Below are 13,745 nucleotides of genomic sequence, written 5' to 3'. Positions count from 1 at the left end.
ACGGGCAGGGTCGTTCGGTGCCGTTGTGGTTGGGGTCGGTGAAGTCGAACATCGGTCATGCGCAGGCGGCGGCGGGTGTGGCCGGGGTGATCAAGATGGTGTCGGCGATGCGGGCCGGGGTGGTGCCGGGGTCGCTGCACGCGGCCGAGCCGTCGAGGTTCGTGGACTGGTCGTCAGGCTCGGTGGAGGTGGTGCGGGAGTCGCGGAAGTGGACGGTGGCCGAGGGGGGCCGCCGTCGGGCGGGGGTGTCGTCGTTCGGGATCAGCGGCACCAACGCGCACGTGATCGTGGAGGAGCCGCCGCCGGTGGAGACGGGCGCTCCGGCGGAGGCGGGATCGCCGGTGCCGGTGACGCCGTGGCCGGTGTCGGCGCGGTCGGTTGCCGGGGTGCGGGAGTTGGTGGAGCGGTTGCGGTCGACGGTGGTGGGGGTGTCGGCGGTGGATGTGGGGTGGTCGTTGGCGTCGACGCGGTCGGTGTTCGACGAGCGGGTGGTGCTGCTCGACGGTGTGGTGGTCGCGGACGGGGCGTCGCTTGCTCCGGAGGTTCGGGCGCTGGTGTCCGGAGCGGTCCCTGCTTCTGCGGTGGACCCGGTCGTGGGGTCGTCGGGTGGTGCCGGGGCGGTCCCGTCGGGTGGTCTGGGTCTGGTGTTCGGGGGTCAGGGTGGTCAGCGGGTGGGGATGGGTGCGGGGTTGTGTGGGGCGTTTCCGGTGTTCGGGTCGGTGTTCGACGAGGTGTGTGGCCTGTTGGGCGGGGATGTGCGGGAGGCGATCGTCTCCGGTGTTGGCCTGGATGGCACGGGGGTGGCGCAGCGGGCGTTGTTTGCGGTGGAGGTGGCGCTGTTCCGTCTGGTCGAGTCGTGGGGTGTCCGCCCGGCGGTCCTGGTCGGTCACTCGATCGGGGAGATCGCGGCGGCGCATGTGTCGGGGGTGTTGTCCCTGTTGGATGCGGTGACGTTGGTGTCGGCGCGTGCTCGTCTGATGGCGGCGTTGCCGGTGGGTGGGGCGATGGTGTCCCTACGGGCCTCCGTGCAGGAGGTGGAGCCGTTTCTGTCTGGTGGTGTGGTGGTGGCGGCGGTGAATGGTCCGTCGGCGGTGGTGGTCGCGGGCCCTGAGCGGGAGACGCTGCGGGCGGCGGAGGCGGTGGCGGCCGGGTTGGGTGTGCGGCAGCGGCGGTTGTCGGTGAGTCATGCGTTTCATTCGCCGTTGATGGAGCCGATGCTGGACGAGTTCCGCACGGTCGTCGAGGGGTTGTCCTTCCATCCGGCGCGGATTCCGGTGGTGTCGACGGTGACGGGGCGGGTCGGGGATCTGGGGGACCCGGGGTACTGGGTGCGGCAGGTGCGTGAGCCGGTGCGGTTCCACGACGCGATCGAAGCGGCTGGTCCTCGCTCGTGGTGGGAGTTGAGCGCGGATGGTGGTTTGTCGTCTCTGCTGGCCGACGGTGTCCCGATGCTGCGACCGGGCGTGGACGAGGCGGTCAGTGCGGTGTCGGGGTTGGCGCAGGTGTGGGTGCGGGGGCACGAGGTCGACTGGCGGGGGTACTACGGCGGCGGTAGGACCGTCGACCTGCCGACGTACCCGTTCCAACACCAGCGGTACTGGCTCGCCGCCGGTCCGGCGACGCCGCCGCTGTACGCGGTGCGGTGGACGCCGACGGACCTGCCCGCCGGGGAGGCGGCGGTGCTCGACTGCGCCGGTAGCGGCACCGCCGAAGTGCTCGCGGTCCTCCAGCGGCGGCTCACCGAGCCCACCGGTGGTCGGCTCGTCGTCGGCTTCGACGGCACCGATCCGGCGGCCGACGGGGTGGTCGGTCTGCTGCGTGCCGCCCGGACCGAGCATCCGGGCCGGGTGGCCCTCGTCGACCACGACGGCAGCCCGGCGTCGCTGGCGGCACTGCCGGCCGCAGCCGCCGCCGGCCACGACGAGGTCCGGCTGCGTGCCGGCGTCGCCAGCATCCCGGAGTTGACCGTCGCCGCCACCGGACCCCGCCCGCCGGTCGACGGCACGGTCCTGGTGACCGGGGCGGCGGGTGCCCTCGGCAGCGCCGTCGCCCGCCACCTGGTCACCGCGTACGGCGTGCGGGACCTGGTGTTGTTCGGCCGCCGTGGGGCACCCGACCTGGCCGCCGAACTGGCCGCGCTCGGCGTCACCGCCACCTCGGTCGCCGGCGACGTCACCGACCCGGACGCGGTGGCCGCCGCGCTGCGCGGGCGCACCCTGCGCGGGGTGGTGCACGCGGCGGGCGTACTCGCCGACGGGGTCCTGTCCGGGCTCACCCCCGACCAGCTCGACCTGGCCCGGCAGGCCAAGGTGACCGGCGCGCACGTCATCGACCGGCTCACCCGCGACACCGACCTGGCCTTCTTCGTGCTGTTCTCGTCGGTCGCCGGCCTGTTCGGGGCGGCCGGTCAGGCCGCGTACGCCGCCGCGAACAGCGCGCTGGACGCCCTCGCCGAGCGCCGCCGGGCGGACGGGCTGCCGGCCACCTCGATCGCCTGGGGGCCGTGGTCCGGTGCGGGCATGACCGGGGACCTGGGCGTCGCCGACCGGGCCCGGCTCGCCGCCGCCGGCCTCGACCCGCTGCCGGTGGCCACCGGGCTGGCCCTCTTCGACGCGGCGCTGACCAGCACCGAACCGGTGGTCGTCGCGGCGGCCCTGCGTACCGCGACCCTCGACCCGGCCACCGCCCCGGCCCTGCTGCGGACCCTGCTGCCGGCGGGGGGACCCACGTCCCCGCCCGTGCTGGACCTGACCGGCCTGGACGCGTCGGGCCGTCGGCAGGCGGTCACCGACCTGGTCCGGGCCACCGCCGCCACCGTGCTGGGCCACCAGCCGGGCACGCTGCTGCCGGTGACGGGCGCCTTCCACGACCTCGGCTTCGACTCGCTGACGTCGGTGGACCTGCGCAACCGGCTGAGCGCGGCGACCGGGGTGCCGCTCGGTGTGGGTGCGGTGTTCGACCATCCCACCCCGGCGGCACTCGCCGCGTACCTGCTCACCCAGCTCGACACCGCCACCGACACCGACCCGGAGGACGAGCGGATCCGCGCGACACTGCGTGCCCTCCCCGTGGACCGGCTGCGCCGCGCCGGCCTGCTGGACCGGCTGCTGGCGCTGGCCGACGAGCCGTCGCGACCGGACGACCCGGCGGGGCCGACCGACAGCCCGGACGACCTCGACGCGCTCTCCGGCGAGGAACTGCTCGCGCTGGCCGCGCAGACGGTGGGGCAGCAGTGAGCGCCGGCACCGAACAGTACGTGGCGGCCCTGCGTAACGCGCTGCGTGAGGTCGACCGGCTGCGCGGGGAACTCGACCGGGCCACCGCCCCGGCCGCCGAACCGGTCGCCGTGGTCGGGATGTCCTGCCGGTTCCCCGGCGGCGCGGACACCCCGGACCGGTTCTGGGAACTGCTCGACGAGGGCCGCGACGCGGTCGTCCCGTTCCCCACCGACCGGGGCTGGCCGGCGGACCTGCACGATCCGGACCCGACCGCCCCCGGGCGCAGCTACGTCGACTCCGGCGGGTTCCTGCCCGACGTCGCCGGGTTCGACGCCGGCTTCTTCGGGGTGTCCCCCCGGGAGGCGTCGGCGATGGACCCGCAGCAGCGGATGCTGCTGGAGTTGGCGTGGACGGCGGTCGAGGACGCCCGCATCGACCCGGAACGGCTGCGCGCCACCGAGACCGGGGTGTACGTGGGCACGAACGGCCAGGACTACCCGCTGCTGCTCGCCCACGCCGCCGGTGACACCGAGGGTTTCCTGCTCACCGGCAACGCGGCGAGCGTCGCCTCCGGCCGGATCTCGTACGTGCTGGGGCTGACCGGGCCGTCGCTGACCGTGGACACCGCCTGCTCGTCGGCGCTGGTGGCCGTGCACCAGGCCGTTCGTGCGCTGCGCTGCGGCGAGGTGCCCCTGGCCCTGGTCGGGGCGGCGACGGTGATGTCGACACCTGTCGGGTTCACCGAGTTCAGCCGCCAGCGGGGATTGGCCGCCGACGGCCGGTGCAAGGCGTTCTCCGCCGCCGCCGACGGGGTCGGCTGGGGGGAGGGCGGGGCGGTGCTGCTGCTGGAACGGCTCGGTGACGCGCTCGCCCACGGGCGTACCGTGCACGCGGTGCTGCGCGGCAGCGCGGTCAACTCCGACGGGGCGTCCAACGGGTTGACCGCGCCGAACGGCCCCGCCCAGCGGAGGGTGATCGAACGGGCGCTCGCCGATGCCGGGCTCACCCCGGGTGACGTCGACGCCGTGGAGGCGCACGGCACCGGCACCCGGCTCGGCGACCCGATCGAGGCCGAGGCGCTGCTGGCCAGCTACGGCCGGGGTCGGGACCGGCCACTGTGGCTGGGCTCGGTGAAGTCCAACCTGGGCCACACCCAGGCCGCCGCCGGCCTGGCCGGGCTGGTCAAGCTGGTGCTGGCGCTGCGGCACGGGCGGCTGCCGCGTACGCTGCACGCCGCGACCCCGACCACGGCGGTGCGCTGGGACGACTCCCCGGTGCGGCTGCTGACCGCGGCCCAGCCGTGGCCGCGTGGGCCGCGCCCGCGCCGGGCGGCGGTGTCGGCGTTCGGGATCAGCGGCACCAACGCCCACGTCGTCGTCGAGGAACCACCCGCGCCGGCCGCCGACGGGCCGGCGGTCACCCCGCTACCCGCGGTGCCCTGCCTGCTCTCCGCCGCCGACCCGCAGGCCCTGCGGGAGCAGGCCGGCCGGTTGGCGACGCTGGTGCGGGCCGACCCGACGCTCACCCCGGCGGGGCTCGGCCTGGCGTTGGCCACCGGGCGGGCGGCCCTGCGACACCGGGCGTGCGTCACCGCGACCGACCGTGCCGGGCTGCTCGCCGGTCTCGCCGAACTGGCCGATGCCGGGGTCGGCGCGGGCACGACCTGCGGCGGTGACCTCGCGGTCCTGTTCACCGGGCAGGGCGCGCAGCGGGTCGGGATGGGCCTGGCGCTGGCCGAGCGGTTCCCCGCCTACGCGGAGGCGTTCGCCGAGGTCTGTGGGCACCTCGATCCGCTGCTAGACCGGCCGCTGGCCGACGCCGTCGCCGACGGCGGCGGACTCGACGACACGGGCACCGCGCAGCCGGCGATCTTCGCGGTCGAGGTCGCCCTGTACCGGCTGCTGGCGTCGTACGGGCTCGCCCCGGCCGCCGTCGCCGGGCACTCCGTCGGCGAGTTGACCGCCGTGCACGTGGCGGGCGCGTTGTCGCTGGCCGACGCGGCCACCGTCGTCGCGGCCCGGGGCCGGCTGATGGCCGCGCTGCCGGCGGGCGGGGCGATGCTCGCCGTACGGGCCGACGAGGCGGAGGTGACCCCGCTGCTCGGCGACGACGTCGAGTTGGCCGCCGTCAACGGTCCCCGGGCGGTGGTGCTCTCCGGCACGGTCGACGGGGTGCAGCGGGCGGCCCGGCTGCTGCGGGCCGGTGGTCACCGGTGCCGGCGGCTCGACGTCAGCCACGCCTTCCACTCCCGGCTGATGGAGCCGGCCCTGGCCGGGTTCGCCGAGGTGCTGGCGGGGGTACGGTTCACCGCGCCCCGCCTGCCGGTGGTGTCCACTCTGACCGGGGCGGTGCTGACCGTCGAGGACCTGGCCGGGCTGGGGCACTGGCTGGCGCACGCCCGCCGTCCGGTGCGGTTCGCCGACGCCGTACGCGTGCTGGAGCGGCGCGGGGTACGCACCTTCCTGGAGGTGGGGCCGGCCCCGGCGCTGACCGGCACGGTGGTGGACTGCCTGCGTACGCCCACCGACGCGGTGGCGGTCCCGACGCTGCGTACCGACGTGCCCGATCCGGTGTCGGTGCCGGTGGCGATGGGTGCGTTGCTGGTCCGGGGGCACCTGGAGCGGGCGGCGGTGTTCGCCGGCACCCGCGCCGCACCGGTGGCGCTGCCCGGTTACCCGTTCCAGCGGACCCGGTTCTGGCCCGACGGCTGGTTCGGGTCCGCCACCGGCGGCCCGCCGTCGGTGCCGTCGGCACCCCCGGCGACCACACCGGCCCCGGGCACGCTGCGTGACGTGGTGCTGCGGCACGTCGCGGCGGTGCTCGGCCACGGTGCGGCCCCCGTCGACCCGCACCGGTCGCTGGCCGAGCTGGGCCTGACCTCGCTCAGCGCGGTGGAACTGCGCGACCGGCTGGCCCAGGCCACCGGGCTGCCCGTCGGCACCGCCGACCTGCTCACCGCCGTCACCGCCGACGAACTCGCCGGCACCCTCGCCGGGCGGGCCGACGAGGACCCCGACGACGGCGCGGTGCGGGCGGCGTTCGCGGCGGCGTGCGCCAGTGGCGACGTACCCGCCGGGTTGGACCTGCTCGCCGCCGCCGCGGACCGGGCGTCGACCGGCGGCACCGCCGCCCCCGCGACGCCGCTGGTGTTCGCCGAGGGCGACGGCCCGCTGCTGGTCTGCCTGCCCAGCATGGTCGCCCCGGCCAGCCCCTACCAGTACGCCCGGCTGCTGGCCTGCCTCGACCGGCCCGCCGTGGTGCTGCCGCTGCCCGGCTACCGGCCGGGGGAGGCGCTGCCGACCACCCGCGCCGAGGTCGTCGACGCCCAGGTCGCGGCGCTGCGGACGCACCTCGGCGACCGGCCGTACGTGCTGGTCGGCTACTCCTCGGGCGGCTGGCTGGCGCACGCCGTGGCGGCGGCCCTGCACGACCTCGGCACACCGCCCGAGCGGGTGGTGCTGGTCGACGTGCACGTCCCGGGCGGGTCCTGGTACGCCGCGACGATGCCTACCCTGTTCACCCGGATGGCCGCCGACCGGAGCGTCACCGAACTGGTCACCGACCGGCAACTGCTGGCCATGGGACGGCACCTGGCGCTGTTCGCCGACTGGCGACCGCAGCCGCTGGCGGTCCCCGTCACCCACCTGCGGGCCGCGGCGGCGCCCGGCGGGCGGGAACCGGGCTGGGCGGCCGACACCCAGTGGCACACCGTGCCGGGCGACCACCTGGGCGTCCTCACCGGCGACGCCCCGACCACGGCCGCCGCGCTGGCCGACTGCCTGCCGCCGGCACCGACGAACACCCCACTGATCCCCTCACCGACAGGGCGGAGCCGATGACCATCGGACAGCAGGAAACCTCTACCCCCCACCCGGCGGACATGCTCACCGAGGAGTTCGCCCAGGACCCGTACCCGGGGTTCGCCCGGCTGCGCGACGGCGGCACGGTGGACCGGTTCCGGCTCAAGACGTTCTCCACCGCCGTGTACGCCTGGCTGGTCACCCGGCACGCCGACGCGCGCCGGCTGCTGGCCGACCCGAGGCTGTCCAAGGACGCCGGACGCATCGCCTCGGTGATCCGCGCCCAGGCCGTCGACCCGGACGAGCACGTCACCGACAACCCGCCGAGCATGCTGTTCAGTGATCCGCCCGACCACACCCGGCTGCGGCGGATCGTCGGCGGCGCGTTCACCACCCGGCGGGTGCAGAGCCTGACCCCGGTTATCGAACGGTTCACCGACGCCGCGTTGGACCGGATCGTGGCGGGGGAGACGGTCGACTTCGTGACCGACGTCGCCCTGCCCGTGCCGATGGCGGTCATCGGCTCGCTGCTGGGCATCCCCGAGGAGGCGTTCGACGACTTCCGCCGGTGGAGCGCGGAACTCGGCAGCGTCGGCACCTCGCTTGCCGACAAGCAGCAGGTGATCGCCGACGCCTACGGCTATGTGCGGGACCTGATCGCGGTCAAGCGCACCGCGCCGGCCGACGACCTGATCAGCGCGCTCATCGCCGCCGACGACGAGGGCGGCCGGCTGGCCACCGACGAGTTGCTGTCCACCGTGTTCCTGATGATGAACGCCGGCTACGAGACGACCGCGGCGATGCTCAGCAGCGCCGTGCTGCTGCTGCACCGGCGGCCGGAGCTGCGCGCGGAGCTGGCTGCCGACCCCGGGCGGGTGCCCGCGTTCGTGGAGGAGGTGCTGCGCTACGAGAGCCCGTTGAACCTGAGCACGATCCGGTTCACCGAGCAGGAGGTGACCGTCGGCGACACGGTCATCCCGGCCGGGGAGATCGTGTTCATCTCGCTGTGCGCCGCCAACCGCGACGCCGACCGGTTCCCCGATCCCGACGCGGTCCGCCTCGACCGCGACGGCCATCTGGCGTTCGGGCACGGCATCCACCACTGCCTCGGCGCACCGCTGGCCCGGCTGGAGGGCCGGGTGGTGTTGCAGCGGCTGCTGGCCCGCCACCCGCACTGGCGGCTGGCCGTCGCCGACGACGAGGTCGCCTGGCGGCACAGCCTCCAGTTCCGCGCCATCGAGTCGCTGCCCGTGCGCTTCGACTGAACCCCACCACCATCCGAGCAGAGGGGACCCCCATGACCGACACCAGCCCGGTGGCGGCGTTCTTCGCCGCCTGTGACGCCGACGACCTGGACGCCGCCGCCGACTGCTTCGCCCCCGACGGGGTGTGGATCGTCGCCGCCGGCCCCGAACCGGGCCACACCTACCACCGCAAGGAGATACCCGGGTTCCTCGCCGAGATCATCGGCAAGCGCGACGAACTCGACGCCGCCGGCGCCCGGATGGTGTACGGCGACCGCGTCGTCGTGGCGGACCGGGAGTTCCTGGAGTTCCGCTGCGAGTCCGCGACCGGCGAGGTGCTCGAACGGGGCGTGGACGTGTTCACGCTGCGCGACGGCAAGATCCTGGTCAAGGACGTCTTCCGCAAGGCCTGACCCCCACCACGGAAAGAGGCGACCATGTACGACAACCTCCACGAGATCCTCACCTCGTTCGGCGCGGACATCGACTTCGAGGACCCGAAGCTCGGGCAGAGCGGGTGGTACAAGGCGGACCTGGTGGTCCCGGACGAGGGCCGGGTGGGCACCGTCGACGGCGGGTACCGGCTGGTCATGCACCGTGGGTCCGACGGGATGCCGATGGTGCACCTGTCGGAGACGCTGTCGTTCCCGCAGGGGGACGTGCACGTGCAGGCGTGGGCGGAGTTCCCCAACCTGAGCAACGGCAACTGGTTGTACTGCCCGGCGGTGGGGATCAGCGGGGAGCTGACCGGCCGGCAGGGGTTCCGCCAGTGGCGTCCGGTGGAGCTGGGCAAGCTCGCCGAAGCCAAGGTGATCTTCTATACCAGCCCGACCCCGTGACGGCCGCCCGCCGGTTTCAACCCTTCAACGGGTACGGGATGAAGGTGCTGCGGTTCTCGTCGAGGTCGAGCCGGCCGCTGATCGGCGCGGCGGCCCGCTGCGGGCAGGTCATCCGTTCGCAGGTCTTGCACCCCGGGCCGATCGAGGTGACGGCGTCGGCGTCGAACAGGTCGATGCCCCGGGAGTAGACCAGCCGGTCGGCGTGCCGGATCTCGCAGCCGAGCCCGATCGCGTAGACCTTGCCGGGCTGGTTGTAGCCGCCGTGGTGCCGGGTGATGGTGCGGGCGATCCACAGGTAGCGCTGCCCGTCGGGCATCGCGGCCACCTGCACCACCACCCGGCCGGGCGCGCCGAACGCCTCGTAGACGTTCCACAGCGGACAGGTGCCGCCGGTGAGCGAGAACGGGAACCCGGTGGCGGACTGGCGTTTGGACAGGTTGCCGGCCCGGTCGACCCGGACGAACGAGAACGGCACCCCGCGCGCCCGGGGTCGTTGCAGGGTGCTGAGCCGGTGGCAGACGGTCTCCCAGCCCATCGTGAAGTGCTGGGTGAGCAGGTCGATGTCGTACCGGTGCTGTTCGGCCGCCGCGAGGAACGGCCCGTACGGCAGGATCAGCGCGGCGGCGAAGTAGTTGGCCAGGCCGACGCGGGTGAGGATCTGGGTCTGCGGGTCGTCGAACCGTTCCTCCTCCACGATCTCGTCGATCACGTCGGCGTACTCCAGCAGGGCGATCTGCGCGGCCATCCGCATCGCCTCCTGCCCGGCGCGCAGTGACGTCGACAGGTGCAGGGTGCGGGTCTGCGGCCGGTAGCGGTGCAGCTCGTCGCCGAGCAGGGTGGCGTCGTCGCGGCGTACCTGCACGCCGTGCCGCTGGGCGAGCCGGTCCTGGAGGGTGGACCGGACCTCGCCGCGACGCATCCCGATCGTCGCGGCAAGCCGCTCGGCCGCCTCGTCCAGGTCTGGCACGTAGTTCTGCCGCCGGTAGAAGAACTCGGTCACCCGGTCGTGCGGGCTGCGCCCGACCGTCTCCCGGTCGCCCAGCAGCTCGGCGAGCTGCTCGTCGGCCTGCCGGTAGCGGCGGTGCAGGTCGAGGACGGCCTCGGCGACCTCGGGCAGCCGGGTGGCGAGTTCGGTGAGGTCGGCGACGCCAGGCCGGCCGGGCAGCGCCTCGCGCAGCCCGGCGACCAACCGGGGGGTGTCCCGGGGCGCGAAGACCGTCGGGTCGACGCCGAACACCTCGGTGATGCGCATCAGCACCGGCACGGTCAGCGGCCGGGTGTCGTGCTCGATCTGGTTGAGGTAGCTGGGCGAGATGTTGAGCAGCCGGGCCAGCCGGGACTGGCTCAAGGCGCGGTCCTCGCGCATCCGGCGCAGCCGGGCACCCGCGAAGGTCTTGCTCACCACGATCACCTCCCCGCTGCTCTTTCAGCAGCCCAGCACCCCTTGGCAGAGTGCGAATATACCTGTTCGCAACTTCGCAGAACCGGGTGTGAACTTCTCAGAACTTGGCTTCTTCCGTCCCTCGACCACGCCTGCGACACCGTGTGACCGTGGGTGACACGCCGGCCGGGCGACGCGTTCGCACCGCCGGACGGCACGACGGCCGGTGCCGGCGTCACGACATCCGAGGAGACGAGATCATGCAGAACGACGTGGAGCGGTTGCGTACCGAGTGGGAGACCGACCCCCGCTGGCAGGGGGTGCGCCGCAGCTACCGCGCCGAGGACGTGGTCCGCCTGCGGGGGACCGTGCAGGAGGAGCACACCCTGGCCCGCCGTGGGGCGGAGCGGCTGTGGGAGCTGCTGCACACCGAGGACTACATCCACGCCCTGGGCGCGCTCACCGGCAACCAGGCCGTGCAGATGGTCCGGGCCGGACTCAAGGCCATCTACCTCTCCGGCTGGCAGGTGGCCGCCGACGCCAACCTCGCCGGGCACACCTACCCCGACCAGAGCCTGTACCCCGCCAACTCGGTGCCCGCCGTGGTGCGCCGGATCAACAACGCGCTGCTGCGCGCCGGCCAGATCACCACCGCCGAGGGCGACGACGGCAACGTCGACTGGCTCGCGCCGATCGTCGCCGACGCCGAGGCCGGCTTCGGTGGCCCGCTCAACGCCTACGAGCTGATGACCGCCATGATCGGGGCCGGCGCCGCCGGGGTGCACTGGGAGGACCAGCTCGCCGCCGAGAAGAAGTGCGGCCACCTGGGTGGCAAGGTGCTCGTCCCGACCGGCCAGCACGTCCGCACCCTGGAGGCGGCGCGGCTCGCCGCCGACGTGGCCGGGGTGCCGTCGGTGGTGATCGCCCGCACCGACGCGCAGGCCGCCACGCTGCTCACCACCGACGTCGACGAGCGGGACCGGCCGTTCGTCACCGGCGAACGCACCGCCGAGGGGTTCTACCGGGTGCGCAACGGCATCGAGCCGTGCATCGCCCGGGGCCTGGCCTACGCCCCGCACGCCGACCTGCTGTGGATGGAGACCTCCACCCCCGACCTGGACGTCGCCCGCCGCTTTGCCGAGGCGATCAAGGCCGAGTACCCGGACCAGCTCCTCGCCTACAACTGCTCGCCGTCGTTCAACTGGCGCAAGCACCTCGACGACTCGACCATCGCGAAGTTCCAGCGCGAACTCGGCCACCTGGGCTACCGGTTCCAGTTCATCACCCTGGCCGGCTTCCACGCCCTCAACTACTCGATGTTCGACCTGGCCCGGGGTTACGCCGCCGACGGCATGTCCGCCTACGTGGCGTTGCAGGAACGGGAGTTCGCCGCCGAGCCGGCCGGCTACACCGCCGTCAAGCACCAGCGCGAGGTCGGCACCGGCTACTTCGACCTGATCAGCACCGTGCTCAACCCGGCCGCCGAGACCACCGCCCTGCGCGGCTCCACCGAAGAGGAGCAGTTCGCATGAGGTACGAGATCATCGGAGCGCTGGCCGACCGGTTCGACGAGGTCCTCACCCCCGGGGCGCTGGAGTTCCTGGTGGCGCTGGACAGCGAGTTCGCCGCCCGCCGGGTGGCCCTGCTGGACACCCGCCGGGCCCGCCGGGACCGCTACGCCACCGGCCAGTTCCCCGACTTCCTGCCGGAGACCGCCGCGATCCGGGCCGACCCCGACTGGCGGGTGGCCCCGCCCGCACCGGGCCTCACCGACCGGCGGGTCGAGATCACCGGGCCTACCGACCGGAAGATGACAGTCAACGCGCTCAACTCCGGGGCCCGGGTGTGGCTCGCCGACTTCGAGGACGCCACCGCGCCGACCTGGCACAACGTCATCTCCGGTCAGCTCAACCTGATCGACGCCCTGGACCGGCGCATCGACTTCACCGACCCGCGCGGCAAGCGGTACGCCCTCGGCGCGCAGCTCGCCACGATCGTCGTCCGGCCGCGCGGCTGGCACCTGGTGGAGAAGGGGATCGTGGTGGATGGCCGGCCCATCTCGGCCAGCCTGGTCGACTTCGGGCTCTACCTGTTCCACTGCGCCCAGCGGCAGCTCGACGCGGGCGCCGGGCCGTACTTCTACCTGCCGAAGCTGGAGGGCCACCGGGAGGCGCGGCTGTGGAACGACATCTTCCTCTTCGCCCAGCAGCGCCTCGGCCTGCCCCGGGGCACCATCCGGGCGACCACGCTGATCGAGACGATCACCGCCGCCTTCGAGATGGAGGAGATCCTCTACGAGCTGCGGGAACACTCGGCGGGGCTGAACGCCGGCCGGTGGGACTACATCTTCAGCGTGATCAAGAACTTCGGGCAGTGGAACGACTTCGTCCTGCCCGACCGGTCCGAGGTCACCATGACGGTGCCGTTCATGCGGGCGTACACCGAGCTGCTGGTGGCGACCTGCCACCGGCGTGGGGCGCACGCGATCGGCGGGATGGCCGCGTTCATTCCGAGCCGGGACCCGCAGGTCAACGAGGTGGCCCTCGACCGGGTCCGGGCGGACAAGCGGCGTGAGGCCGGCGACGGGTTCGACGGCTCCTGGGTGGCCCACCCGGGCCTGGTCGACACCTGCCGCCGGGAGTTCGACGCGGTGCTCGGCGACCGCCCGCACCAGCTCGACCGGCTGCGCGACGACGTCGCCGTCACCGCCGCCGAACTGCTCGCCGTCGACAAGACCCCCGGCCGGGTCACCGCCGCCGGGGTGCGGGCCAACCTCGCCGTCGCGGTGCGCTACGTCGACGCGTGGCTCGGCGGCACCGGCGCGGTGGCGCTGGGCAACCTGATGGAGGACGCGGCCACCGCCGAGATCGCCCGCTGCCAGGTCTGGCAGTGGCTGCACCACGGCACCCCGCTGGCCGACGGCGGCTGCGTGACCGAGGACCTGGTCCGGTCGATCCTCGCGGAGGAGCTGGCCGCCCTGGTCGCCGGACGCGACGGCGTCGACCGGGAACGCGCCGGCTGGGCGGCGCGGATCGTCGAGGAGACCGCCCTCGGCGAGGACCTGCCCGCGTTCTTCACCACCGGCGCGGACGCCCGGCACCTCGGCCCGGCCCGGCGTCCCGTGCCGGTGGGCTGCCCCGGCCCCGCGTGGCCGGGAGGGGGCCCGACGGCCCCTCCCGGCCCGGCGGCCGGCGGCGGGCCGGGCGCCGGTGGGGCAGCAGGCGGTGCCGCCCCCGTGGGATCGTGGGCGGGTATCCATCCCG

Annotated in this window: 7 protein-coding genes and 1 pseudogene; 7 read left to right on the top strand and 1 reads right to left on the bottom strand. The window is 74.1% G+C overall.

What is annotated here, in order from left to right; translation table 11 throughout:
* Positions 1 to 17 precede the first annotated feature (17 nt).
* The 5 genes and pseudogenes from ACOJTC_RS26645 to ACOJTC_RS26625 form a co-directional block, all read left to right on the top strand.
* Positions 18 to 3,236: pseudogene (locus ACOJTC_RS26645) on the top strand (SDR family NAD(P)-dependent oxidoreductase); the annotation flags it as partial.
* Entirely contained in the window at positions 3,233 to 7,057 is a 3,825-nt protein-coding gene (locus ACOJTC_RS26640; RefSeq protein ID WP_420118943.1) for a type I polyketide synthase, read from the top strand. The pseudogene ACOJTC_RS26645 and the gene ACOJTC_RS26640, both read left to right, overlap by 4 nt.
* Complete coding sequence (locus tag ACOJTC_RS26635; protein ID WP_420118942.1) at positions 7,054 to 8,283, top strand: cytochrome P450 family protein; 1,230 nt, start codon at positions 7,054 to 7,056, stop codon at positions 8,281 to 8,283. The genes ACOJTC_RS26640 and ACOJTC_RS26635 overlap by 4 nt, the downstream gene beginning before the upstream one ends.
* A 32-nt stretch (positions 8,284 to 8,315) precedes the next feature.
* Positions 8,316 to 8,675, top strand: coding sequence for a nuclear transport factor 2 family protein (locus tag ACOJTC_RS26630; protein ID WP_302744489.1), 360 nt, complete (start codon positions 8,316 to 8,318; stop codon positions 8,673 to 8,675).
* A gap of 24 nt (positions 8,676 to 8,699) precedes the next feature.
* Complete coding sequence (locus ACOJTC_RS26625; protein ID WP_420118941.1) at positions 8,700 to 9,101, top strand: allene oxide cyclase barrel-like domain-containing protein; 402 nt, start codon at positions 8,700 to 8,702, stop codon at positions 9,099 to 9,101.
* Positions 9,102 to 9,117: 16 nt separating this feature from the next.
* On the opposite strand, the gene ACOJTC_RS26620 is transcribed toward ACOJTC_RS26625, so the two are convergent.
* Entirely contained in the window at positions 9,118 to 10,503 is a 1,386-nt protein-coding gene (locus tag ACOJTC_RS26620; protein ID WP_307826032.1) for a short-chain fatty acyl-CoA regulator family protein, read from the bottom strand.
* Positions 10,504 to 10,742: 239 nt separating this feature from the next.
* On the opposite strand from ACOJTC_RS26620, the gene aceA reads away from it, so the two are divergent.
* Together aceA and aceB are read left to right on the top strand one after the other, a co-directional pair.
* Positions 10,743 to 12,014, top strand: a complete 1,272-nt coding sequence (gene aceA, locus ACOJTC_RS26615) for an isocitrate lyase (RefSeq protein ID WP_420118940.1) — start codon at positions 10,743 to 10,745, stop codon at positions 12,012 to 12,014.
* Positions 12,011 to 13,745, top strand: a 1,735-nt coding sequence (gene aceB / locus ACOJTC_RS26610) for a malate synthase A (protein ID WP_420118939.1), incomplete at its 3' end; no start/stop codon positions are given. The genes aceA and aceB, both read left to right, overlap by 4 nt.

It is taken from the genome of Micromonospora sp. (assembly GCF_048594385.1).
Classification (GTDB): domain Bacteria; phylum Actinomycetota; class Actinomycetes; order Mycobacteriales; family Micromonosporaceae; genus Micromonospora; species Micromonospora wenchangensis.
Note: the sequence above shows the minus strand (reverse complement) of the source record. Positions and strands in the feature narration are given on the sequence as shown.